General features: G+C 47.8%; 16 protein-coding genes. 9 read left to right on the top strand and 7 right to left on the bottom strand.

The window, feature by feature from the left end:
• Positions 1–93: 93 nt before the first annotated feature.
• The 6 genes from MARGE09_RS03110 to MARGE09_RS03085 all read right to left on the bottom strand — a co-directional run bounded on the left by MARGE09_RS03110 (position 94) and on the right by MARGE09_RS03085 (position 9,332).
• Entirely contained in the window at positions 94–2,925 is a 2,832-nt protein-coding gene (locus MARGE09_RS03110) for a formylglycine-generating enzyme family protein (RefSeq protein WP_236985896.1), read from the bottom strand.
• Positions 2,925–3,941, bottom strand: a complete 1,017-nt coding sequence (locus tag MARGE09_RS03105; protein ID WP_236985895.1) for an AAA family ATPase — start codon at positions 3,939–3,941, stop codon at positions 2,925–2,927. The genes MARGE09_RS03110 and MARGE09_RS03105 overlap by 1 nt, the downstream gene beginning before the upstream one ends.
• Positions 3,942–3,946: 5 nt before the next feature.
• Positions 3,947–5,509 carry a serine protease gene (locus MARGE09_RS03100; protein WP_236985894.1) on the bottom strand — a complete coding sequence of 521 codons (1,563 nt, stop codon included), beginning with the start codon at positions 5,507–5,509 and terminating at the stop codon, positions 3,947–3,949.
• Positions 5,510–5,563: 54 nt separating this feature from the next.
• Entirely contained in the window at positions 5,564–5,911 is a 348-nt protein-coding gene (locus tag MARGE09_RS03095; RefSeq protein WP_236985893.1) for a trypco2 family protein, read from the bottom strand.
• Between the two features lie 1,226 nt (positions 5,912–7,137).
• Entirely contained in the window at positions 7,138–8,112 is a 975-nt protein-coding gene (locus tag MARGE09_RS03090; protein ID WP_236985892.1) for a transposase, read from the bottom strand.
• Positions 8,113–8,330: 218 nt separating this feature from the next.
• The gene (locus MARGE09_RS03085) at positions 8,331–9,332 is read right to left on the bottom strand and encodes a heme-binding protein (RefSeq protein WP_236985891.1); all 1,002 of its coding nucleotides are present in this window, start codon (positions 9,330–9,332) and stop codon (positions 8,331–8,333) included.
• 546 nt (positions 9,333–9,878) lie between these two features.
• Here MARGE09_RS03085 and MARGE09_RS03080 point away from each other — a divergent pair.
• The 6 genes from MARGE09_RS03080 (at position 9,879) to MARGE09_RS03055 (ending at position 16,098) form a co-directional block, all read left to right on the top strand.
• Positions 9,879–10,859 carry a dioxygenase family protein gene (locus MARGE09_RS03080; RefSeq protein WP_236985890.1) on the top strand — a complete coding sequence of 327 codons (981 nt, stop codon included), beginning with the start codon at positions 9,879–9,881 and terminating at the stop codon, positions 10,857–10,859.
• Between the two features lie 196 nt (positions 10,860–11,055).
• On the top strand, positions 11,056–12,477 hold the full coding sequence (locus MARGE09_RS03075) for a hypothetical protein (RefSeq protein ID WP_236985889.1): 1,422 nt from the start codon (positions 11,056–11,058) through the stop codon (positions 12,475–12,477).
• 116 nt (positions 12,478–12,593) lie between these two features.
• Positions 12,594–14,018, top strand: a complete 1,425-nt coding sequence (locus MARGE09_RS03070; protein WP_236985888.1) for a formylglycine-generating enzyme family protein — start codon at positions 12,594–12,596, stop codon at positions 14,016–14,018.
• Between the two features lie 198 nt (positions 14,019–14,216).
• Positions 14,217–15,194, top strand: a complete 978-nt coding sequence (locus tag MARGE09_RS03065) for a CBM9 family sugar-binding protein (RefSeq protein ID WP_236985887.1) — start codon at positions 14,217–14,219, stop codon at positions 15,192–15,194.
• 282 nt (positions 15,195–15,476) lie between these two features.
• Positions 15,477–15,821: a hypothetical protein gene (locus MARGE09_RS03060; RefSeq protein WP_236987458.1), complete on the top strand. Its 345-nt coding sequence runs from the start codon at positions 15,477–15,479 to the stop codon at positions 15,819–15,821.
• Positions 15,754–16,098 (top strand): transposase, encoded by a 345-nt coding sequence (locus MARGE09_RS03055; RefSeq protein WP_236985886.1) that lies wholly within the window; start codon positions 15,754–15,756, stop codon positions 16,096–16,098. The genes MARGE09_RS03060 and MARGE09_RS03055 overlap by 68 nt, the downstream gene beginning before the upstream one ends.
• A gap of 407 nt (positions 16,099–16,505) precedes the next feature.
• Here the strand turns inward: MARGE09_RS03055 and MARGE09_RS03050 are convergent, their stop codons facing one another.
• Complete coding sequence (locus tag MARGE09_RS03050) at positions 16,506–17,597, bottom strand: hypothetical protein (protein WP_236985885.1); 1,092 nt, start codon at positions 17,595–17,597, stop codon at positions 16,506–16,508.
• A gap of 2,153 nt (positions 17,598–19,750) precedes the next feature.
• On the opposite strand from MARGE09_RS03050, the gene MARGE09_RS03045 reads away from it, so the two are divergent.
• The 3 genes from MARGE09_RS03045 to MARGE09_RS03035 all read left to right on the top strand — a co-directional run bounded on the left by MARGE09_RS03045 (position 19,751) and on the right by MARGE09_RS03035 (position 25,007).
• Positions 19,751–19,999, top strand: coding sequence for a CopG family ribbon-helix-helix protein (locus tag MARGE09_RS03045; RefSeq protein ID WP_236985884.1), 249 nt, complete (start codon positions 19,751–19,753; stop codon positions 19,997–19,999).
• The gene (locus tag MARGE09_RS03040; protein WP_236985883.1) at positions 19,980–20,276 is read left to right on the top strand and encodes a type II toxin-antitoxin system RelE/ParE family toxin; all 297 of its coding nucleotides are present in this window, start codon (positions 19,980–19,982) and stop codon (positions 20,274–20,276) included. The genes MARGE09_RS03045 and MARGE09_RS03040 overlap by 20 nt, the downstream gene beginning before the upstream one ends.
• A gap of 570 nt (positions 20,277–20,846) precedes the next feature.
• Positions 20,847–25,007, top strand: a complete 4,161-nt coding sequence (locus tag MARGE09_RS03035; RefSeq protein ID WP_236985882.1) for an EAL domain-containing protein — start codon at positions 20,847–20,849, stop codon at positions 25,005–25,007.
• The last annotated feature ends 29 nt before the right edge of the window (positions 25,008–25,036 follow it).

Genomic DNA, 25,036 nt, shown 5'->3' with positions numbered 1-25,036 from the left:
GTGGCTGCGTCGGCGTTAATCGCAGGAATGGTAAAAATTTTAATCTTCATTTTTATTGCCAACCAAATCAGCTCTATTCAAAAAAACGCTTCTCTATCTCCCCTGCTCGCCGCGGCTACCGCTCGCGTCTTGCAGGCCACTGGGCTCCGCCCCTTGAGCTCCTTGACCCAGGGCAAGACGCAAGCCAACGCAGTTGCGACGGTCATCAGGGCGGCGGCCGCGGCGGTATGCAGAACGCAGGTGGCGAGCATCGTAGGCCCAAGAGCCACCGCGTAACACACGCAAAGCGCCATCCGTTGGGCCTTCAGGGTCGACTTGAGGCTCGAGTGGGTAATCGCCAAGCCAGTCTTCACACCACTCCCAAACATTGCCAGGCATTTGGTATAAGCCCCAAGGGTTTGGCGCATAGTTTTTCACTGTACAGGTCTCACCTACACCACTTTCATCAAAATTAGCCTGCGAAGCATCAATAGCCTCCCCGGCGCTATAAGCACTGGTTGTACTGGCCCTGCAGGCGTATTCCCACTGGGCCTCAGTAGGCAATGCTGCCGCAAGGCCGGGATGCTGTTTATTGAGCTGAGCGATAAATTGCTGGCAATCATCCCAAATCACTCGCTCAACAGGTTTATCTTCGCCTTCATAGCGACTAGGGTTATTCCCCATACTGCTTTGCCATAGGCTTTGTGAAACCACCGTTTCGCCCAACCAAAAGCCCTCGCTTAAAGTTACCGGGTGCTGGTTTTCACCATCTTCACGCCCCGCCTCTGATTTTGGTGAGCCCATCACAAAGGTGCCGGGGTTTATCCAACGGAAGCGGTAAGTGTGGCTGTCTATTTCAAGATCTGCAAAAAGGCCATAACTATCTTCACCTAATGGCGCAGACTGCCAGTCCCAATACCCTATTTCGCGAATATCCGAGGGTTGAGAATCACCGCTATCAACACCATAACCCGCATATTCTTGCCAGTAGGCTCTCGCAACTTCACCGCACCAGAGTTTTTCGCAATACAAACCTGTATCGTCATAACCCACCCTGTCCGCCCATTGCGGGCGCTTAAAGCCTTCCAGCGTTACTAACTCACAATCGGAACGAAAGTAAGCAATTTCATTCGGCTGTACTTTTATTTTGGGCTGATCACGAGCGGGGTTAAAAGTACTTTGTTTTTGGTACTCGCCGTTTACGACACGGCCATATTCAATCACGCCGCCATGCGTTGTGATGATTTCCCCGATGCGGCCTAGTACATTTTGACCCGCTGCAATGGCAAATTCGCCCTGCGCACTGCTTACTGCAATAGTCCAATTTAATTTGGAGCTTAACCCCTGTGCCAGCCAAGCTAATTTCTCTTGCCGAAAGCCTTGCGGGAGTACAGTAGGCACCTCCCCTTGTACAAGCTGCTGCCGGTGAGCGGCAACAAAAAGGCCATAAGCAATATCCGCGACTTCACCGTCCGCTTGCCAAATATCAACCGGCAAGCATTGATAAAACGTACCACATTGCGGGGCAACATTGGGCGAGCCTGAGGACTGCCAACCAGTAGCCACGAGTTGTTTTAAATAGTTAGCGGCTTGATCAAATTGCAGCCATTGGGCATCACTAGCTGGTGCTACCAAACTAAAACGAACAAATGTTTCTAGCTTTTTTAAACCTTCAAAAGCACTAAAGTGATGCTGCTCTACAAGATCCCAAAGTTTATTATGCAGGCAACTATCAACCCTGATGTATTGATCGTAGTATTTTTGGTGCTCATCAGCCGTTCGGCTCACCCTACAGCCAATGCCACCCTGCTGTACATGAGAGTGGCTCCAAAATAAACCTTCTAAATCGCTAGAACCCAAATTAAAAGCACGACGAACTTTGCGCACGAGGCCTACATCAATAAGCGGTAAATAGGCCAATAAGCCAAGCAATTCCTCGAGCCCTGCATTTGAAGTAAAATCATAGCCCCGATTAAACGCATATCGCGGCATGGCGCGACCATCGTTGATAGGTACGCAAGCAACTGAATTTGGCCAAGCTTCAAAATTGGGAGTATTGGGCGCGGGGTTTAAGCAAATGATTCGACCGCGATAATTGTTAAGCCGCCTAAAAAACTTCCGCCAAAGGTAGGTCGATTCGGTCATTACCGCACCTCCGGCATCAACACCCAAATCGCTTAACAAGAGTATCGGCGCCTCATCGATTGGCGGTTGCCATGGGCCCGACCAAGATTCGCCAGAGGCTGCCAGCTCTTCGCTGGCTTCTAGCCATGGCCGGCAAAGCACGCTGTCGTCTACTTCATGTGAAATATCTAACTGAACACAATCAATAATCTGACTGCCCAACACTTTTTTTAGGCCAGCGGCGATATTGGCGAAATCTCGCCAATAGGGCTCATTATTTATGCTGGTCGCAATAACCACATGTAAACGACTGGGCCAACGCTGCTTGCTAAGCTTAGGAATCCGCTTAAGTGTACCGCCTGAGGCAACGGTTTTGGTAAGCCTGCGGGTATCCACACGCCGCATTTGCCTTTTAACGCCAAGTTCATTGATCAACAAAGGCAAACACTTTGCCAAAGGCATTATTTCGGCAGGCGGCGAAAACTGATAGGTACCTGGCTTTGCCTGCAAAGAAAGCTGAGGGCCATCAATATATTTAGGGGGAGTATCGTTTTGCTCTAGAAAGCGCCGTTCAATAACGTGTACAAATATCGCCGGCGGCACGACCGTTGGTGTTATTTTTCCGTTCTGTAACTCATCAGGACCTTTGGGCCGAGGGGGTATAATAGTACCTTCATCTTGAGTCGCTTCACCAATAGACTCATTAATATCTGGAGCTAATGCCTCCAGATTATTCACATACCCCAAACGCTCGGCAATATCAGCCAATTCTCTTGGATGATCAGCCAAGGTTATTAATGCCAAACGCCCCCAGGCGGCCATTAACTCACCAACTCTTTCTCTAAGGCATAAGAACTAATTACTCTCAAGCGCTCAAGTTGCTGTGTATGATCTAAATTTTCTAAAGCCTTTAATAGATCAATATACTCGGCTAGCCCTGGCTGATATTGGCTACCTTGGGAGCGAGCAATATCCTGCCAAAGCAAATCTGCAGCCTCTACATAGACTTGATCGGCAATCTTAGTTTTAAAATGCCACACGCCCCTTTCAATTAACCACTGGCTTCGCTTGGTGACTGCTTGTGGAACATCAGGATTATTGGGTAGCGTAATTTCAACATTGTCACTACTGGATTCCATTTTTAGGGTGTGCACAAAACAGCGACGTAAAAATGCCGTGGGCAACTCCCGCTCCTCATTCGTAGTAATAACGGTTAACAGCGGTGTAGACGAGCGAGAGACGGCCTGCGGCACAAACGGCGGCTGGAAACGGCCCTCACCAAGGGTTTCTAACAAACCATTGGCCAATTCAGGTGGCGCCTTATCGATTTCATCAAGTAGCAAAACAACGCCATTGACGCTACTAGGGCATTCGGCGTCGCCATCAACACCCGGTATCAACGGCCGAGGCCGCAAACTGTATTGGCAGTTTTTATAGTATTCACAAGCCGTTTGCCATTGGTAAGCCCACCAAAAAACACCGGGTGAAATAAACTGTGCGGGGTCAACATTTTGTTTCGCCTGCTCGCTATTAAGCCCTTTCACTTGCGCCTCAGCTAAACGCCCAACAGCATCAAAATGATAATGTAAATCGCTAAGCTCGGTACTGCCGTTAATCACTTCGCTCACGTAAGCCCAGCCCAGTTGTTTGGCAATCGCTTTGGCCAACTGGGTTTTACCAGTACCCGGCTTACCACGCAATAATAACGGCCGCCCAGCCGCATAGGCTGACCAAAGTGCTGCGCAATCTGCACTATCGAAAAGGTGATACAGGTTTTGATTTCTATCTTCAACGCGGAGTTCGTTTGGCGTGAAGTTTTCTAGGGTGAATGCAGTCATAAGTGTTACCTTGGAGTATTTAACACATAGATCGACCTAAGTGCAGCCAACAAATTAGTAAGTGGTTCCGAGAACGCTTCTCCATCATCGCCACCGCAACAAATAAATTGCAATCTCCCACCTAAAGCAGCGCCAAACTTTGTAAGCAATTCCTGACAATTATTTTGTAAACGATCGTAACGGTCTTTGTTGATTAAGAAATAGATAACGGAAGCTCGATTAGTTTTCCTACGGCGAGGTCTCCCTTGCGAAGTTTCACTAGCCACATGCTCAATAATGGCTTCTACTATGCGACTTTCACTCAGTCCTTCTGGGTTGCGCCGAAAAAACTCTTTATATAACGGGATCAATAGCTCTTGGTGCGTCGCCTCAGGGTTGTGAGCTTCAAAGGCATCAAAAAATGACAATTCCGAGCCACACTGCAATTGATTATTAGCGCTGTTTTGTTGAATCTTCGGAGCAACCATCAAACAACGAGCAACGATTAATTCGACTTCCACTGCAGAACTCAATTCAATTGAGTTGAGGTTCGCTCGATCAATAAAACAGTCTTTATCGAGGTTTTTTGCCCTAAGCCATTGAGTGCGCACCACATTCAAAATAAGCCACTTGCATAGAATTACCGCTGACTGTACTACGTAGGCCCATTCCCCCTGATAACGCGCAACAATATCTTCACGAGAAAGAATATCCTTAATCGCATCGAGAATATCTTTACAATTTTCCTGATACCCAGGCTCAGTCACAAAAATAGTCGCCAATTCTCCAGGAGAAGTCTCTCGACTATAGCCATACTCTTCTAGTAGCTCATTAAATATTGGTAGGTCTTTTAATAGAGGCGTGATTTTAGCGATCAAGCTTTGTTGGAACTCTTGAATGACTTTAGATTCGGGGTAGAGATCTGTATTGACGAACTCTCTAAATTCTGAACAATTCCGCAGTAATGAAGGAAATGAAATAGCTCTAAATCGCTCCTCCAAACTCGTTGGAGAGCTACTGATACATCCATAAAACTTTCCGTTACGAAAAACTGGGGCACCGGATAATCCCTGCCAAGCTGACGATTGACCAGCATCATCTCTAGGCGCCAATTTAGCATTATCAGCCGACTTCAGATGACACGAATTATTATCTGCACCCGTCGGAAAAAATGTTCCCATAACAGGAACAAGCTCACCGAAGAAGTCTTCAAGCCTCTTTCCTACTACAGGAAAGCCATAGCTTAACCATTTATCATGAGCCTCTGGGAATTCCCTAGCAATTAACGGAAAGTTTAAATCTGAGACGATAGACTGCGTAAGCCTTAAAACAACAAAATCAACGGCATTACCCCCGATGTATGCATATTGACGATCTGCAAGGTACTTAGGAGGATCTTCTAGAGAAAGATCCTGAGCCCGATGAAGTTCAACGGGCCGATCGACGTTGCGCTTACTGAATTCAACTACATGCTTGGCGGTAGCCACTAAATCTGCAGCAATTACAAAGCCCGTACCCACAGCGAAATAGCCGTTGGATTTGGGCACACGAATTTTCACTATTATTTGGGGTAACTGTGCACTCTCCATAATGAGTTACTCTTTACTGCATAGAGCCATTGACGGCCCTAGATTCAACGACATTTAAGACTCTTCATTACTAAGAAGGATTTCATTACTTCCCCCCTTAGTGACGGGGCTTAAACGAAACGTTAGCTTCTGCTTCATAGCGTTAGAGTATTCCGCCTTCCCCCCCGCTTTAATATCCACCACAAAAAGCTTGGCGCCAACCCCACCCTCTGCCGTAGTCGTCTTAGTGACCACAGTTTCTAATTCTACTTCAATATCGTCTAGGTTAAAGCGTATATCAGACTGCGCATCTAAAGCGCCTTTCTTCGCTTCTTCAACCGCCTCTCGCAGAGCTGTCAGCACCTCAATTAAGGGGATCTCATTGCCGTTTACATCATCTTGATTATCATTGCCAGCCATCATCGCTCCTTACCATTACCAATCTAATGTTTGTGTTAACTGGCGCCAGAGTCTAGCAGCGATTGCGAAATTTCGTCAATCGCCTTTCGCTACATCAAGAATATTCAGTGCATCTTGTAATAAAACAGACCGCGGCAATGTTTGTCTAAGCTTACAGGAATTTTTATGATGAAGGCAGGAGTGATTGGCGTGTCCCGAATTTGTAAAATTCACTTCAATGCGATAAGTGTAAAAACCTACCGATCGAATAAGTTATGACGCTCAACCAGTTCGGCGCTGAATTTAATACCGGTTAAGTTATTCAATTCAACAACCTCCTTGAACCAGTCATTGCAAAATAATGTTATGCAGGGTTCGTCGGGTGACTTGAATACCCGGTTTTCAGCTGCATCATCAAAAAAGCCAATTTTCTCTGCAGCGCCTTACTCACAAACCCAAAAGGACACTCACCCTAAAAAACAATAAAAACTACCCGCCACATGTTTCACAATAATAACTAGGACAGGCACTCGTGTTAAGCCGCTCTGGTTATTAACCTGATTTTTTTATAATGCATTTTTAAATTGCCATACCAAAAGCCGCTAAAGCTTAACCGCCTTAGCGGCTTTTTTTATTTCTTATTGGCAGTCTGCAAAATAGCGGCGGCGTTCGTGCTGGATCGGATGGAGTTCTTGCCCAATGGTTATACGGTAATCGAAGCGTGGGAACGCTTGAAAAAATAGCCAGGAATCAAAGGGATCAGAGTCGTTGATTTTTACACCATAAGCGCTAGCGTTAAATTAAGCTCTTATAAAACCGTGAAAATTAATGGCCAGACTCCCTTGAACGCACTCTTTATCAAAAAACCGAATGCTAGCCCCTAAAAATTGGGATCTTTATTTTTAGGGGGCTGTGCCGCTATGTCACTCGGAAAATAATTTTAAATCAACAAAATCAGCCAAGGCCTGGTAGCCGGTGATATTTAGGTGCAAATCGTCCGCAGCATAGGCCGGTAGTAAATAGGTAGGGTTTTCAGGGTCTCGAGCAAATTACAGGGACACTCACTCTATAAAGCAATCAAAACTACCCACCCCATGCCTCACACCCAGCAATATTTTTTCAGATAGAGCTACAGCCCGTGATCTTATGGCCGCAGGCTAACAAAAATGCATTTCTAGAACAGCAAGCTATATACCCAAGCAGCGCTAAGCCTCGCGGCGTGAGGAAGGAGACCGGAAATAAGCGGGTGATCAGCCAAATAACGACTGGCAGCGCCGCCGATTAGGGGTACGCTGGTAGCCCATGGTAAAGGCGGCACTTTCGATATGATCACCGGACCCAACAAAGGTTTTCGTGTTCTTTTCGAAGGCGCGGGTCAGCTCTAACCAGTTCTCCGGCTCGATGCCTAGTCGATCGATAATCGGGGGTAAAGTTGAGGCAATGTACCCCCTCTTGTCATTACGTATTGCTCTGCCCGTCCAATCCACCAACTCAATATAATCCTTTAATGTAAACGGCAAGCCTTGCGGCATTGGCTCGCGCGGGTTACCCACAAATTGTGTCAAGTTTTTCGGGGACTGATTACTTTTTGCCGCAGTTATACGCTGTTTTATCGAGGTATGATCGCTGGTTTCAGGGGTTTCGGCCATTTTCGCGCGAATGGGATTTAAATCAACATAGGCCATGCAGGCCGCTAATGCCGCTTCGTCACACAGCGCTTGCGATTTAAAACGCCCCTCCCAAAACCGCCCCGTGCACTTATCTTCCGCATTGGCCATGCGAGCAATCGGCTCATTCAGCGCCTTCATAAACTTGCTAATATCAAATAGATTGAGGCGCCACTGATCAATGCGCATTTTAACGGCGACTTGCTCGGCTTTATTCATAGGGTCCTGCCGAGCGTATTTTTGTGTGAGCACCGTACCCTTATAAAGCCGATGCCAGCGTTCGCACACCTCTAAATCCGTCAGGTGATGGGCCTCGGCAGCATTGATATGCAAGACGGTATGTACATGATTCGACATCACGGCATAGGCACACAAATCGATGGCAAAGACCTCAGCCAATAGCAATAACCGGTCTTCAATCCACTGGCGACGATGTTCGTAGTCTTGCCCTGTGTGGTTATCTCGGCCGCACAAGAAAGCCTTTCTGACACACCTACTGACACAGTGATAATAGGGCGTGGCATCTAGCGAAACCTGGACTTTGCGAGCTTTTGTCATGGTAATCACCTAGCGGCAGAGGGTAATACATTAAGCCTAGTAGGTGATCGTTTTTTGTCCAGAATTTAGAATGTGTGTCCCCTTAAGCTTGCCCTTAATCACTACCCCCATGAGACCTAAAAACCCCGCCCTACTTTAACCCGACTTCCCCCCACACAACGCAAAAGCCCATCACCGTCTGGTGATGGGCTTTTAGTATTTAGCAACGTTAATGGGGATCAGCTGGCGTATTTTTGGCTGTCGTTGTTATCTTTTTCCAGCGTATTAATACTGATATGCGGCCAGCGGATTAAGCCTGCGGCGCCGTCTTTACGCGGGAAGAAATCTAACATAACCACCTGAAGGTACTGCAGGCGCAAAGTGGTTTTTAATTTCCCATTTGCATCGGTTTCTTCAATTTCTTGAATCCAGAAGGTGGACTTCATATCGGAGGCGTTGGCCTGCTTCACAATAAAAGGAATGTTCACTATGCCTGCTTCCTGCATGGTGGTATCTACCTCTAGCTTGGTTGTACGCACAATATTCACACCTTCGTTAGCTAATTTTAATAACGCACTAGGGTCAACAGGGTTAAAACCTGGGAAGCCAGGGGCATCCACCACTCCTTTAAAAGGGGTGTCATTAAAGTGTTTGTATGGCGCTAAATACGGCCCGCCTAAATTGTGACTAACACCGATAGGCAAGCCGTTAACGCTATCGATTTGAGGGGTCTGCGAGCTGGTATCGCTGGTACCCAACGCTAAAACCGAGTCGCCATGCGGGATCGTCGCTAAACGCGCAATATCGAGGTTATCGGTTGTTTTGTTCGTCATGTGAAGCCACAAGCCGGGCTCGTGATGAATCGTCGCGCCTGGCTCACCGGCCAAACCGCTTTCGGGGAAATCGGCCACAGCTATTTGATCAATTTTTTGCTCGTAATCTAGGGCAACCACAAATTGATCGTCTTCGGCGCCTGTTACGGTTATGCCGCGGTTTGCTACTCGGTCGTCGACAAAACTAAATTTTAGCGTTTCATCGAACTGGTTCAGCAATAAACGATAACCTACCGGCCCGCCCGAAAAAGGAACTGCAATCATATTCCAACCGCGCCCAGGCAAGGCTTTATTACTCCAGGTGCCCGGTAATAATTTTAGCGGCCCTAAATTAACATCACCCTCTTTGGCTGGCTGAACCGACCGCACCTTGGCTTTTAGTTGCCCCAACTGCTCTTTATTTAACATAGTTATTCCCCCAAGTTTATGGGCATCTCTAAAAATGCACTTTTTACGCGATAGCGGCATCAGCTCCGTCCTCGAGTCCTCATTTACACCACGTAAACTGCAGCTCTCCGGGCGGTGCTTCTTTGCTCTCACAAAAAAATTACTATTTTTAGAGGTGCCCTTATGTTGATACCACGGCTAAAGATTTATTTATATAACAAGCACACAAATACAGCCATCCCACCTTAACGCTATGCAACAGTAAAAAAAGGGAATATTACCCAACACCATGTGCACTAATACCAAAAATGGCCCTTCTCAGCGGTGGATTTACCCGTAAAGCGCGTTCATTTTTTAACGCATGAAAAGATATTTTTTTATGACAAAAATGTTACACATACTCATTTACCGCAAGCCGAGTATTTATTTGGCCGCGGCTAAAAACAATGGCAACAACATATCTAAAAACTCGAACCGAGTCGCAATTAAAAACGCTAAAAATGCTTTATTTGTCATATTTTTGTACATAATAGGTAAATTCTTAAATTTACCTATTCGAGGTGGACCATGACAAAGCAACCGAACGAAGAGATATCCAAGCCAGCAATACCGCAGATTCACCGTCGCAAGTTTGTCCAAGTTTTCGGTTCCGCCGTAGCCGCATTTCCGGCTGTTGGCTTAATAGGTTGCGCCGGCACAAGCACAGAAAGCTCTTCATCAATCCTTAGTTCTAGCAGTTCGAGTCTAAGTAGCTCAAGTGAAGCCAGCTCGAGCGAATTAGCCTCTAGCAGCCAAGCTGCTTCAAGCAGCGAAGCACCGGTAGTAGAAGGTTGGGCCAGAGGTGGCACAGCCGCGATGACCGCCCCCTTCCCGCCTAGCAGCCCCTTTGGCAATAGCCAACCCACTACCTGTAGCCAGCAAACTGGCAGCCAAATACTCGGGCCATGTTTTTTCCGCCCTAGCGATTATTTACGCGAAGATATCTCTGATGGCGAAGTTGGTTTGCCCACTGTATTTGGTTTTCAAGTAATGGATGCAGGCTGTAATCCAATGGACGGCGTAACGGTAGAAATATGGCACACCAACTGTGAAGGCCTTTATTCCGACGACCGTTCAACCGCCACAGAAATTGGCCCCGGCTACTGGGATGGCAGTTTCGGCCTTAGCTGCGCCGATAACAATGCCCGCGCCATGACCAAATACTGGCATCGCGGCGGCCAAATCACCAATGCCGATGGCATTGTGTATTTTAAATCTTGCTTCCCTTATTGGTACGCCGGCCGCACAACGCACATCCATTTGCGTTTTATGCGCAACGGCATGGAGTTACTGACCACCCAATTTGGTTTTGCCGACAGCCTGTGCAACGACATCCACCTAAGCCACCCTGAATACAGCCACGTGGATGAAAACGAAGGCAAAGTACAAGACCGCACCATGCAATCAGACCCTGAATTCGGCGGCTCTTCGCCCGGCCAATGGCTAATGGAATCTAGCCGCCAGCGCGATGGCTCCTTACTGGTCTATAAATCGATCATTATCGCCTAAAGCTAAAAAGCTAAAAAGCCAATACCGCCGAGCACGCCCTCGGCACGCTTGCCGAAATGGTGGCAATACCACTGTAGTTTTCGGCAATACGGCAGCACATGGGTGCTGCCTGCTCCTATACACCGTTAATGCCTATACACCTTTAATTACCCGTACATAACGTTGATTAATCACACATAAAAGTGCCGAGGATAAAATGAAACTTCGCAACCTCGTTCCATCCCAACACCTAGTATTGGCTTGCTCAGCAGCGCTATTGATTTCAGGCTGTGTTGGCGACAAAACCGAAACTTCAAGCTCGCAAAGCGTGTCGAGTAGCGCGGCTATTTCAAGCCAAGCGTCCAGCTCTAGCGAGCCCCAAGTAGCATCTTCGTCGTCTTCTGAAGGCGATATCGCCAATTACGACCACTGCCTAGAAGGCTTTAAACCCCATATTACTAACGGCTTTATCACCGACGGGCCAACAGAGTTTGATGCCGGTGGCGGCGTTAAAAATGCGACCGTCCACCCCACCGTTTACGAATACATGTACGAAAACGGCTGGCAAGATGCCCACGTACTTTGGCACAACGTACGCGCTTGCGGCGGTTTTGGTGAAACCCCAAGGCCAGATTTGCCCAACGCCTGCCAAGACCCGCTTTTTCAAGCCGAAGAAACCACCTGCTCTGGCCACCAAGATGGCTTGGAATTTTTAGCCGGCCACCGCTTAATGCTCGAGCAACTTAAACAATTGTGGCCCGACCATGCAGAGCAGTTTTCTGGCTGGGATAAATTCCCAAGCCGCAATGATTACCCTGAGGTTTTGCGCCCCTATTTTAGAGACTGGAATAACAGCCAGCTCACCTCTGCCGAAATGGGCGACAATATCGATAGTTATTTAAACCGCTTCGCCACCGAAGGCGAGTTAGGCACTTGGCTGCAGTGCGGTGGAGCGCCGGGCAGTACCGGTTTTAACTTTAATAATTTACACATCGACTTACACTCCAACGGCTCGCCAGGCATGGGGGTAGAGCACTCGGTTAACAATAACAACCAAAATTTGGATGCTTACTTATTTTGGAAGCTGCACGGCTGGATCGATAACGTGTGGGAAAACTACCGCCAAGCCAAAGGCAAAACTCGTGACGACGAAGACTACAAAGCCGAAATGTTAAGGCAGTGCCGCGAAATGGATCACTGGCGTGAAATTTCTGTCGCCTCGCGCAACCCCGATGGAGATACCGACAACCCCGGTGGCGATACCGATGCGCCAAGAGAATCTGGCTTTTTTCACGAAGTAGTCCGCCCAGCCTTTGAAGACAACGGCTGCTTGCAATGCCATGGCGATGCGCAAATTATGAATGACTTACAGCTAGGCGGAAACATTACCTCGACCGAAATCGTCGAGCAATTATTAGGTAATGCATCATTGGTTAATAATTGGAAATATGTTGTACCTGGCGATTTAAACGCTAGCTGGCTGTATTTAAAAGCGGCCGGCACCAGCCAAAACGCCAATGTTAGTTGCACAAGCGGCGTTAATTGCCGCAACCCTATGCCCTACCAAGAGCCCGTTATTCAGGCACTGCGCACCTGGATTGTGGACCGCAACGCCGAAAAACCACAAATGACTTTTTAAACACTCGCCCCCCCTAAAAGCAGGCCGCTTTAAAACGGCCTGCTTTATTTTTTGGAGAGTTTTAAAAAAAGCTAAATTAGAAATTTTTATCACCCATCGCTTTCGAGTACCGCCTGATGTTTGCGAATGTATCTCTTCTTACGCTAAAAAAAACCGCTGTTTATATCGCTGTGGTTTTTATTAGCTTCGGTATTAATATCAGCCACGCCGCCTGTGACAAAACAGGCCACCCAAATAACCTAAAGCCAGCCAATTTATTGCAAGACATTAAGCGCGAACAATACGCCCTTAATGCAGAACGCATGGCGCTTAAAAATAGCGTGATGTTTCCCATGCTAGAGTCCAGCACGCAAAGGCAGGCATTAATTTTTCAAGAAGAAATTACTGATAAAGTGATTTTTCCCAATAGCCAAACACGCCGATTAAACCAACAATTCGCCGAGCTTTCTACAGCTATTCAGCAAGACAATTGCCATCAAGCGCGGCAAATCGCCCAGACGTTAATTACAAAAATCACCACCATGCGTGCCAATTTCAATGCCAGCAAAACGTTGTTTCAAGCTAAAAACGCTACAGTACAAGGCAAAGAAACATTAATGATGTACCGCATGATGAAATCGGTTAATGCGCCATCGCCTATTGCCGATTACGCACACAAGCTTAATCACCAAGCACAAGCCGCACTAAAGCAAGGCGACCTTGTTACCGCATTGCGAAAATACCAGCAAGCCGAGCTTACGTTTAATCAGTATGCCTTTAAAGAAGTGGTGGATGGATTCAAACGCAACCAAGAAATTGCAAAAGAATACACCGCAGCCAAACTTGCCAATATTCGCAGTGAAGTGGCGCGCTATTTAGAGGACCACTTTATACCCATCCCCGCAGGCAGTTTTTTAATGGGCAGCAACCAAAACGATAGCGACGAAGCGCCGCAACACCGCGTTACCCTCGATGCGTTTAAATTGGGTAAAACAGAAATACCCTTTACCCTTTGGGATTTCTGCTTAGAAGTTCGCATGTGTTTACATCGCCCAAGCGACGAACATTGGGGCCGTGGTAATCACCCTGTCATTAATATCAGTTACAGCGATATTGTAGAAAGGTTTATCCCTTGGCTAACATTCATTACCGGTAAACAATACCGCCTACCCACAGAAGCCGAATGGGAATATGCCGCCCGCGCCGGCAGCACGAGCGACTTCGCATGGGGCAATAACCTCGACTGTACGCAAGCGCAGTTTGACGATGGGTTTGCCAGCACCTGCGCTACCCAAAAGCAAAAAGGTACGCTCGTTTCGCAATCGTTTAAGCCTAACGCATGGGGGCTATTTGATATGCACGGCAACGTGTGGGAATGGGTAGATAGCTGCTATAGCAAAAATTACTCACAGGCAAAAAAATCAGCCCGCCAATGCCAAGTTACAGTATTGCGTGGTGGCTCCTGGAAGGACGGGAAAGATAACTTAAGGTCCAGCAACCGCTTTTATTTTATAAAAACAGCACGCAAAAACAATTTTGGCTTTAGATTGGTTGAATTATAAAAGTCACAATGACGACAAGCCGGGCCAGCTCTCAAAAAGTGATACCTACTGCGCAGATTACTACCTCAGGTCAGAAAAAGCATAGTCATCAGGTAACTAAACTCAAACGCCGAACAAGCCGCTAACAGTAACCTGCTCCTCAAACTCTAATAAATATAGTTTTAAACAGCGTGTAGCCTGTTTAACGAGGATTAGCTTATGTATTTTTCTACAGGTTTGAACACGCGCATTGCGCGCGCTATGACCGCAAAATTACCGCACAGCGTTATCGCAGCCAGTGCCATTTTGCTTTGTGCCTGTAATGGTGCAACAACCGAAAGCAGCGCAAGCACCCAAGCGGTTGTATCGTCCAGTAGCGAAATATCATCAAGTAGCTCGGTTAGCTCTAGCTCCGTTGCGGCAGTTAGCTCGTCGGCGATGCCTAGCTCATCTTCTAGTGTTGCTTCCAGCTCTAGCGCACCCATTATTCAATCGAACCACTACGATGCACCCAGGGCTATATTTGCGCCGAATATTGATGGCTTCGAGGAAGTCGAGTGGGATGTTGCCCATTGGCAAAAAATTGATGTGCGCTGGTTGGGCGCGCAACGCGAATACCCTTCCGCAGAAGATTACAGCGGCCGCTATAAAGCGATGTGGGATAGCAATTATTTATATTTACTTGTCGATATTACCGATGATGTCATTTTTGATCACGATCGCAACCCCTTAAGCCAACAGCTGCATATTGACGACACCGTTGAGTTATTTATCGATGAAGATAATAGCGGCGGTAATCACTGGAATAATAACGCTGCTAATGCGTGGGCTTACCACGTAAGCATTTATAAAGATGTGGTCGATTTTGGTTTATCTGGCCAGCCTGTTTTATTAAATGATCACATCCAAACCGCAATCAACACCCAAGGCACTCGCCATTTATGGGAAATGAGAATTTCGCTTTATGGCGACCAATATAACTTCGCCCAAGGCGCCAACAATACACCAGTAACGCTTTTTGCCGGTAAAACCTTAGGCTTTTCAGCCTGCTATATCGACAACGACAATAGCATTTCTGAAAGCGCTTATGACCGCGAAAGCATGATGGGCTCTGTCGATTCACAAGGCCACAGAGATGACCAAGGCTATATGAACGCCGATGCTTTTGGCACTATGACGTTAGTGGAAGGGAATTAAACGCTACGATAACAAGGTGCCGAGTCACTAAGCGGCATCAGGCCTCGCCATGCCAGACACGCATAAATACTTCCTTGTAGCTCTGCACCGCCATCCATGGCGGTGACGGTCTGGCATAGCGCGGCCTAATGCCTTCCCTATCGATATGGGTTAGGTTGTGTGTACCTCTCATTGTTTTCCGATTTTGGGTCTTCTCCGCTTTAGTGAGGTAAAAAGAGATGCTAAGACCCGCCATATCCGTTGAAATGTAAGGTTCTCACGCCACTACACTTAAACGAATATATGAGCCTTAACATCTCCAGCAAAATTTTGAGCCTTCCTGGTCAGCGTGTCAAACAAGTTCAGCATGACTTGGCCCTGCAAAGATTGACTATACACTGCAAGCGAGACCGTCGTTATAGAGCGATTGACCCGTCAAGTAATGAGGCGGCCAACATCAACCGATACTTGCGCAGAACGATCCGTGATGTCCCTTTGTGTGGCTTCGAGTGCTATTTGGAAGTTGAGCTCGCTCAAGTTGTGACGACTTGCGGTAGGCGTCTAATGGAGGCTTGCGAATTTGTCGATACAGGCAATCGCTATACTCAAAGAGCAGCTCCAAGCTTTGTGGAATGCAGGGAATTATGACGCCATGATGAATGCATTGGAGCAGTGGTGCGACATCGCGGAACAGACGAATATGCTCTATCTCAAGAAATTTGCAAAGTCACTAAGGAAGCATAGCGTAGGCATTTGTAACTACGGAAAACACGGGCTGACTAGCGCCAGAATTGAAGCCGGCAATGTCAGCATTGGCATGATTCGCAAGCGAGCAAGAGGCATCAAGGATACCGAGTACTTCAAGCTAAAAATAAGGCAATCATCGATGCCTGACGAGCAATCCATGTTCTATGGAAGCCACTAGATCACCTCACTAAAGCGGAGAAGAGCCCCGATTTTTATCCTGCGGGCGTTCTGATACACGCCGTCGAATATCAATTCTCTGGCACGCTCAAGCCGTCTACGACTTTGTGCTCCTCGACTTTGTGCTTCTCCTGCAAAGTCTAATCTTGCATATCCTTATGCAGGTGCAAAGTCTACCCCCACGCATCCTTGCTGGGGCTGGTCGCTGCACACGCGCTCTGGAAAACATGCTCCTCGACTGCGTGCTTCCTGCGCAGTTCTAATAAAGTACATCCTGTACCGATGCGTTTTCTCCCCCTTACCATCCTGTAAGGCCCGACAGGTGAGAGCCTGAGAAATCAATACCCTACGGCTTTATAGCGGAGCTTGGGGTGTCGCGAATTATTTTCTGGTAGAGCGTTTGCTTAACTACAAACGGCTACTGTATAACAAAATGCGAGCAGGTATTTCATATTCTTCATCCCAAAGAATTTTCATTTTATTGTCCACTCTTAAGACCGGATCACCCAAATCATACTTTTCATGCAGGTCTTTGATTTTGGACTGACAGAGGGTTTCACGCACATCTTTATCTGCACCGTCCCACCAGCCATCCTCTCGCCTAACATCAACAGAAATTAATTCTATCGGCTCCATATGCACGATCCGATAAATCACCGATGTAAACTCATGATAAGTCTTGAATGACTTTACATATTCCTCATTAATGCCCCTTTCATCTCTATGACTTAAATCATTACTATAAACGGCTGTTGAAAAGTCATATTTGGATAGAACATCGAAACAATCTGGAGCCCCCTCAAGCAGAGACAACTCACCGCTAACTGACTTTATTTGATTTATGTATTCAAGAAGTGGGGTTTCATAAGTAAATTGTGGAGTTTTGAAAATTCCATCTAATGCTCTTCCGTATTCTGTCACAAAATAATAAACAACATGCTCCCACTCAATATATTCAAGAATATTAACCGGATCTAGATTGCTTTTAGTTAGTGCGCTGGCAGACTTTAAACGAATTGCTCTAACAACCAATTCAGCATAATAAATTATTGTATTATCTCTTTCAGTAGCGGCGGGATTACCCCTGTAGAGGTCGCTATACAACCTTTCCCTCTTGCAGTTGTTTGATATGCCTATTCTATCAAGAGTATCTTCAAATAATTTTCGGTGTTCAAACTCTTCGGATAATCTGATTCGCTTATGGGTAAGCCGCGAATTGTAGGCAACACCATAAAGAGATAACGCTGCACCAGTAAAAGTGGCCAATCCACCCGCCAAACCTAATCTATCGTAAAACTCGTGAATACCACCATCTGGGATAACCTCAAACATTGCCCACATGATAGAAAGAAGCGTAGCAATTAAGCCAAGTAGAAGGATCTTTTGGAATAAGGGGTCGCTAAGTAGGTTGTCATCTTTTGGCTGCTGCTCATCAAATACCCATATGACTCCGATTATAAGAAGAGCCATCAATACAGTAATAAAAATCGGAGTCGCCATAATTATTCTTCTGATTCCTTAAGTTTCAATGCTCATTTTGCAGGACAACCAAGTCTCCCATGGGCGTGGCCAGTGGTTGGCAAAGCGTTATTTGTGAGTGGGAATAGAGAGAGTGCTGTTAGAGTGCTTAGGTATAGTTTATTCATAGGGATTACTTAAACAGATATAGATACCCACCGTAATATAGCCTACAAATCTACCTAACATTTTAATATGCGTCTTGATTTAGTGAAGAATGCGCACTAACATACAAATTGTGTATTAGTGGTCATCTTTAGCGCTGACGCTAGTCACATGAAATGCTCACTTGGGGCCTCCGACCAAGAAGAACCCCAAACAAGCGTTAGTTATCGATAAAACCTACTTCCGAAGAACTAGAAAAGTCCCGAAAGGATTTCCACTAGTTCTTTTACGTTTTCCCACGTCTCCTTTATAGAGTCGTATATAAACGAAAACCACGGAAGTATGGTTTTTATCCAAAAAACAAGGCGAAAAGCCCTTGCCAGCAATTGAAGCAGTTGCTCCCATAACGGTCTCAACGGTGGTTTTTTACCTGCTACCACCTTCGCAGTCTTACTTCGACTAGACATATCGTCTCCTTATGTCGCCAGTTAAAACTCTTCATTTCATACCTACCTCCTCCATTTGCGATCATTTCACGTTACCGTAATGTGTGGCTCATGTTCATATTTTGCCACGCCGCCATTCTAACAACTCTACTGCAACAAACAAATATTCAAACTCAAATACACCTGTTAGTGTTTGGTGCATAACATAGGTTAAAAACATAAAAACAAACACTTACCGTTTGACAACCTGTGGACAAAACTGTGCATAACAATGAAAAGCAAGGGCTAACAGCCATATTTCACACATCCCAACTCAAAACATTAAACGCTAAGTAATTGGAATACCTGCATTTTTTACTTAACACGCCAATAGTTGCAGTCTTACGCCACCACCAATAACCACAAAGAATATAAAGAATATTTTTTAGCTCAATATAATCTATTAAAGGTTGATTCTCATCACTCTCTGCATACACCAACAACTCAAAACAACATGACCGGCATTATTACACAAAAAAATACAATCGATCAACAAAAGCTATTTGACATCTACATAAAAGTATGATCTTTAATCTAACTTTAAATTAAAGAAATGTTCCTTATAAATACGCCCTATAGTTACGTAGGACATTGATTTATATTGTATTTTCATACCAAATCGAGACAGTAATCGAGAACACCCAAAACAAGAAACTGTTAAATCAATCAGTTAGTATTCTCTGGGTTAACCCTCACCACAAAAGCCGCTAAAGCTTAACCATGTTAGCGGCTTTGTTATTGCCCATCGTCCTGCGAAACCTAATCCGCACCTAGCTGCCCTTTTAGCGCAGTAGCCTCATGGCTAAAGGGTTAAGACTGTGCGCCTCTATTTGAGCGTGGAAGCCATAACCGCTAGGTATCAGGTATCGCTATAGCAGACCGTCGCTGCCATGGATGGCGGCGCAGAGCTACAAGGAGGTATTCATGCGTGTCTGATATGGCGATACCTGATACCTTCCTCGTCGATACCTTCGCCCCTCCCCAACGCAATGAGCATCGGTGCCACCGAGATGTACACTCATGCGAGTATCGAAAAGCTTAAGGGCATCTCTAAAAATGCACTTTTTCCGCGATAGCGGCTTACAGTTTTTTGCTCCTGCAAAACCTGTATTCAGTCCATCCATGGACATTAGCTCCGTCCTCGAGTCCTCACAAATTGGAGGATCAATTTGCACAGCTTGCTGCCCGAAGGGTGAAGCGCAAGGATGCGCTGAATGATTTACACCACGTAAACTGCGGCTCTCGGCTTTGGCTTCCTGCGTCGCTCTACCTCCTGAATCCATTCAGTCGTCCGGGCGGTGCTTTATTGCCAAGGATGGCATGTATGCAGGCAAAGCAGGAGCACTTGCCTGTCGTTGCTCTCACAAAAAAATTACTATTTTTAGAGGTGCCCTTAAGCAAATCCATGAAATAACTCACCCGCCGACGCATCAGAAGCCATTGAGCGCAAGCGATGGAGGAAGAGTTGTGGGCTGAGGAAGTAGAGGACAAATGTGGGGTAAAGCGATTATAGTGTAGGTTCCAAGAGAACCTCGGAGAATCACCATGCCGTTGAAAGCAACCTCAGTGAGATTGGATGACGAAACTTTAACCCGTGTCGGTCAAATGGCCGAAGCGATGGATAGACCCCGCGCATGGCTGATGGCAGAAGCCATCAAACAATATGTGGCCCGTGAAGAGTGGTTTATCCAAGAAGTGGAAAAGGGTGTGAAAGCCGCTGATGACGGCCGTTTAGTTGATCATGCCGATATCAAGGCTAAGTGGGAGGCTAGGCGTGCAGCTCAATTGGACTGACCTAGCCGACATTGACCTGGAAAAGATCGAAGCTCATATCGCCGAAGATAATAGCCCTATTGTCGCTATCGATGCCGTGATGAATATCATCGATAGTACCCACCTTATCCTCGCCAATCATCCGCGTGCTGGTCGCCAAGGGCGTGTGAAAGGCACGCGAGAACTCGTGATCGACGGTTTACCCTTTATCGTAATCTATCGAGAGCATGTGGCGGTAAATAGCATTGAAGTGTTACGCGTTCTACACGAAGCACAGCAGTGGCGGACAGCCGATTAAAAGCATAAATGGAATTACCCTAGTTCCAATTCTTAACCTGACATCGTTACTATTGATAGTTAAATGCGATAACAAAAAGCCGCTAAAGCTTAACCATCTTAGCGGCTTTTTTATTGCCCATCGCCCTGCCAAACCTAATCCGCACCTAGCTGCCCTTTTAGCGCAGTAGCCTCATGGGTAAAGGGTTAGGGCTGTGTGCCCCTCTATTTGGGCACGGAAGTAATAACCGCTAGGTATCAGGTATCGCTAGAGCAGACCGTCGCCGCCATGGATGGCGGCGCAGAGCTACAAGGAGGTATCCATGCGTGCCTGCTATAGCGATACCTGATGTCTTCCCCGTCGATACCTTTTCCCCTCCCCACCGCAATACCTCGCTCTCAGCCCTCCTGACTAAAGACCGCAGCCTACCGCATAGCTCACATTAGCCGCACCTTTTACAGCAGCTCTTCAGGCTGCAGCTACACTTAGTTTTATATTTAAAATTAAACGTACTGACAAGTTATGGCTCAAACGCCTGCACGGGCTCTATTACTGGGATTAGCGGCTACTTTCAAAGGCTGCCGAAGGCTTTTGTCTTGGCCGGCGCTTTGGTGGTTATGCCTTTGCTCGCCTTGCGTTTATGCCTATAGCGCACCACTACCCAAACAATATGTCGCCGATTTTTGGTCTAGCCGCGATGGTTTGCCCGAAGGTGCAGTGCTATCGCTGTTTGAGGATGAGCAAGGCTGGCTATGGATTGGTACCGAATGCTGCATCGTGCGCTTTGATGGCGAGCACTTTCATATATTCGATGAGGAGCTCGCCACTCTGGGCCAGCATAGTTTTGCCCGCACCTTGTCACCTGATGGTGGAGGGGGCTTTTGGGCCGGTTTTGTTGGTGGCGTTGCGCATTATGATGGCGAGCGCTTTCAATGGTTTGGCCCCGAGCAAGGGCTTGCCCACCCCTTTGTTTATTCCTTAAGTGGCGAACGCAACCCTTGGATAGGTACCGGCGGCGATGGTGTTTGGCGGTTAATGGCTGGCCGCTTTGAGCGCGACTCGGGCTTCCCCGAGGAGCTTTCTGGCAATATTAACGACCTGGTTATGGCCAGCGATGGCGTACTTTGGGCAGCCACAGATGCGGGCGTTATTCGGCGCTTGTATGACGGCATCTGGCACAACCTCCCCTTCCCCTTAGAAGCCTTTAACGCGGTCATAAACCAGCTCGCATTAGGGGCCGACGGCGCAGTATGGGTAGCAAGCCTACAAGGTGTTGCGCGCTATTCCGACAAAGACGGCTTTAGCGCTGTTCGCGGGCTTGAAGACATGCCTATTTTTGCCCTAACCACCGACAAAAGCGGCACACTTTGGGCCGGCGGCGAAAGCGCGATTTATCGCATTGAAAATAATCTAGCCCACGCAATACCACACGCAGTTTCTGGCAAGGTCTCGTCATTTATTGAAGACAGCAGCGGCAACCTGTGGGCTGGAACGGAAGCGGGCCTAATGCGCCTTAAACCCAGCACCTTCACAACCCAAGGGCAATTAGAGGGGCTGCCTCAAAATGATATTAAAGCCATTTTAGCTCGCCCCAATAACGCTTTATGGCTTATTGATAGCCTTGGCGGCGTAGGCACACTGCAAGCCAACCAATACACCGAGATAGCCCCAGAAGGTACTATCCTTGGCAGCGGCATGCTCGGCCTTACCGAAACCGACGACGGTGCACTTTGGCTAGCCAACGGCACCCTAACCCGTTTTTATAATGGCAACACTACCCGTTATACCCTCGCTGGCGAACAAGCCACCTTGGTCGAAAAGGCGCCCGACGGCCTATGGTTGGCACAAACCCAACCCGATGGCAGCAGCAGCTTAGTAAAACTGCCCAGCGCAGTTTTGAATCAACCCGAAGGCGAAATGACCGGCGCTATTGCCGTTCCCCTGGATGTCGAGATCCGTCACATTCAGCGCTTGCACACCGACAGGCAACAACGCCTTTGGCTGGCAACAGGTGGCACAGGGCTTGTGCAGCTCGACCCAACCGGCAAGCTTATAAAACACTGGACCGAAGCCGACGGCCTACCCAGCAACATTGTTTACGGCATGGTAGAAGATGCCGATGGCGATTTTTGGGTTGCGACCCGCGCCGGTATTGCATGGCTGCACGACAATACGCTCACGGCATTCGACACCACCCTTGGCACCCCCACCCATTCACCCGTACATATTTTTTTAGATCCGTCAGACCGCTTATGGATTACAGCTGATGATGGCATACACCTGATTAACCGCACTGAATTTATCACCGCCGCAAAGGAGCCCAACAAAGCCGTGCTTGGGCGCGTCTTCAGCACCCGCGACGGCCTGCGCAGCATGGTGGTGTCATGGCGGCGCGGCGGGCAAGCCATAAGCCCCGATGGCACACTCGCCTACGCGACAACCAACGGCATATCTCGGGTTAAACCAACAGCTGTCTCCAGCAAAATAGGCAGTGCGCTGGTTGTTATCGACACTATTCGGGTGGGCGATAAGCTTTTTAAAGAGCCGGCATTAAATATTAAAAACCGGCAACAGCACGTCAGTATTCGCTATACCGTTCCCGACCTTAGCAACGCTCAACAGTTGGAATTTCGAACTCGGCTAAAACAACTTAACCGCCCTAACGATGCACTTTGGAGCCCAACCACACGCAACCGAACAATACAGTTTTCCAACCTTGCGCAAGGGCATTACATTTTTGAAGTGGCCGCACGCTATAAGGGGCAAGCTTGGGGTTCGCAAACGGCCAGTGTGGACATTAACGTGCCGCCACGTTTTTACGAGCGTTCGGCCTTTCATTTAACTGTGATTATTGCAGCCATGCTACTAACCCTAGTCTGGGGCAAAGCACGCTTGCTACGCGCCAAGCGCGCCGAGCTTGTCTTGCGCAAACGCGTAGCCGACCGCACCGCCGCCCTTAGCCAAGAAGTGGACGTTCGCATCGCCGCCGAAGCGCGGGCAACCGATTTAGCCCGCCACCTCGAAGAGCGCGTGCGCGAGCGCACAGCGGCGCTAGAGTTAGCAGAAATGGCCGTTCGCCGCAGCGAGGCGCGCTTTGCCCTAGCCGCCAAAGGGGCCGAAGATGGCATATGGGATTGGGATATCACACTCAATACGCTGTACTTATCACCGCGCTGGCAAGCTATTTTGGGCTATAGCGAACATCAATTTCCAGCTACCGTAAATGCTTGGCTCGAAGCGGTACACCCAGAAGACGTCAGCCGCCTGCGCGACCTGCTGGTGTTTTCTGCAGGGGACGATCACTTTCGTTACGAATACCGCATACGCCATAAAAACAAACACTACATTTGGGTGCTCACACGCGGTGTTGTTATACGCGATAAAGATGGCTCCCCTACCCGTGCCGCAGGCTCGCAAACAGATATCAGCACCCGTAAAGCCGCCGAATCCTTGCTCGCTAAAAGCCAAACCGAAGATAGCGTCACCGGCCTACCCAACCGAATATTGTTTGCCGACCGCGTTAAGCAAGCACTATTACGCGGTCGACATTTACAATCGCTGGTAGCCGTAATTTACCTTGATATTGACCAGTTCCGCGCGGTTAATGAAGAGCACGGCCACGCTGTTGGCGATAGCGTGTTGCGCACTTTCGCCACCCGCATCGCTGAGACACTGCGCAGCACCGACTCGGTCGCACGGGTAGGCAATGACGAGTTTGCAATACTCATTACCGAAGTGGCCAGTACCGAAGAGGCCAACCTTACCGCCGAGCGCCTGCGCAAAGCTTTAGCAAAGCCTGTCACCGTTGGCGACAAAACCCTTCCGCTAACCTGCAGCATGGGGTTAAAGCTCGGTTACCCCGGCGAAGCAACACTCGAAAGCTTTTTAGTCGATAGCGAGCAAGCCGTGGTGCAGGCGAAATCCGCCGGCGGAGCGCGCATGTCGTTATTCGACAACAAACTTAACGAGGAGGCCCGCGAGCGCAAAAACCTCGAGGCCGAACTTAAGCGCGGCCTCGAAAATTGTGAATTTGTTTTGCACTACCAACCTTTAATTGACCCGGCCAATGGCAACGTGGTGGGCGTAGAGGCTTTAGCTCGCTGGCAACACCCAGAACGGGGCCTACTTGCCCCCTATCACTTTATTGGCATGCTCGAAGCCTGCGGGCTTATCGTTCAATTTAGCGATTGGGTCTTACAAGCCGCCTGCGCCCAAGCCAAACAGTGGCAACAAACACTGGCAACGCCGGTGCGTATATCCATTAATGTGCCAGCCCACCAACTTAATGACGTGACGCTTTATAACGATATTCATTTAGCATTGGCCAATGCCAAAATTCCTGCAGAATTGCTCGGCATAGAGATTGTAGAAACCAGCGTGCTCGAAACCCGCGCCGATATTATTCAAAACCTACGGCGCTTAAAAGCCGATGGCATACAAATTTCTATCGACGACTTCGGCACCGGCTACAGTGCTTTTAGTTATTTAAATAAACTGCCCATCGACCGCATTAAAATTGACCGCTCCTTTTGCCAAGGCATACCCGACGACCCGCAAGCTATAAGCATTTACTCTGCACTGCTCGACATGGTTCGCCAGCTAAACATGGTGCCAGTTGTTGAAGGGGTAGAAACCGAAGCGCAATATCAATTTATGTGCGAAAAAGGCAATCCTATTATTCAAGGCTACTACCTCAGCAAACCGTTAGATGTAGCAACCTGTACTGAATATTTAAAACGCCATCAAAAATAAAACACAACGCCCACAAAAAAGCCGCAGCG

The organism is Marinagarivorans cellulosilyticus (assembly GCF_021655555.1).
GTDB lineage: Bacteria > Pseudomonadota > Gammaproteobacteria > Pseudomonadales > Cellvibrionaceae > Marinagarivorans > Marinagarivorans cellulosilyticus.
This window is presented reverse-complemented; position numbering and strand designations above follow the sequence as displayed.

What these genes read in the sequence shown, in the direction of transcription:
- MARGE09_RS03095 (WP_236985893.1), bottom strand. Translation starts at nt 5,911, where the DNA reads ATGATGGCTGGCAATGATAATCAAGATGATGTAAACGGCAATGAGATC.
- MARGE09_RS03075 (WP_236985889.1), top strand. Translation starts at nt 11,056, where the DNA reads ATGAAACTTCGCAACCTCGTTCCATCCCAACACCTAGTATTGGCTTGC.
- MARGE09_RS03060 (WP_236987458.1), top strand. Translation starts at nt 15,477, where the DNA reads ATGAGCCTTAACATCTCCAGCAAAATTTTGAGCCTTCCTGGTCAGCGT.
- MARGE09_RS03065 (WP_236985887.1), top strand. Translation starts at nt 14,217, where the DNA reads ATGTATTTTTCTACAGGTTTGAACACGCGCATTGCGCGCGCTATGACC.
- MARGE09_RS03090 (WP_236985892.1), bottom strand. Translation starts at nt 8,112, where the DNA reads ATGACAAAAGCTCGCAAAGTCCAGGTTTCGCTAGATGCCACGCCCTAT.
- MARGE09_RS03070 (WP_236985888.1), top strand. Translation starts at nt 12,594, where the DNA reads ATGTTTGCGAATGTATCTCTTCTTACGCTAAAAAAAACCGCTGTTTAT.
- MARGE09_RS03080 (WP_236985890.1), top strand. Translation starts at nt 9,879, where the DNA reads ATGACAAAGCAACCGAACGAAGAGATATCCAAGCCAGCAATACCGCAG.
- MARGE09_RS03105 (WP_236985895.1), bottom strand. Translation starts at nt 3,941, where the DNA reads ATGACTGCATTCACCCTAGAAAACTTCACGCCAAACGAACTCCGCGTT.
- MARGE09_RS03110 (WP_236985896.1), bottom strand. Translation starts at nt 2,925, where the DNA reads ATGGCCGCCTGGGGGCGTTTGGCATTAATAACCTTGGCTGATCATCCA.
- MARGE09_RS03045 (WP_236985884.1), top strand. Translation starts at nt 19,751, where the DNA reads ATGCCGTTGAAAGCAACCTCAGTGAGATTGGATGACGAAACTTTAACC.
- MARGE09_RS03085 (WP_236985891.1), bottom strand. Translation starts at nt 9,332, where the DNA reads ATGTTAAATAAAGAGCAGTTGGGGCAACTAAAAGCCAAGGTGCGGTCG.
- MARGE09_RS03050 (WP_236985885.1), bottom strand. Translation starts at nt 17,597, where the DNA reads ATGGCGACTCCGATTTTTATTACTGTATTGATGGCTCTTCTTATAATC.
- MARGE09_RS03100 (WP_236985894.1), bottom strand. Translation starts at nt 5,509, where the DNA reads ATGGAGAGTGCACAGTTACCCCAAATAATAGTGAAAATTCGTGTGCCC.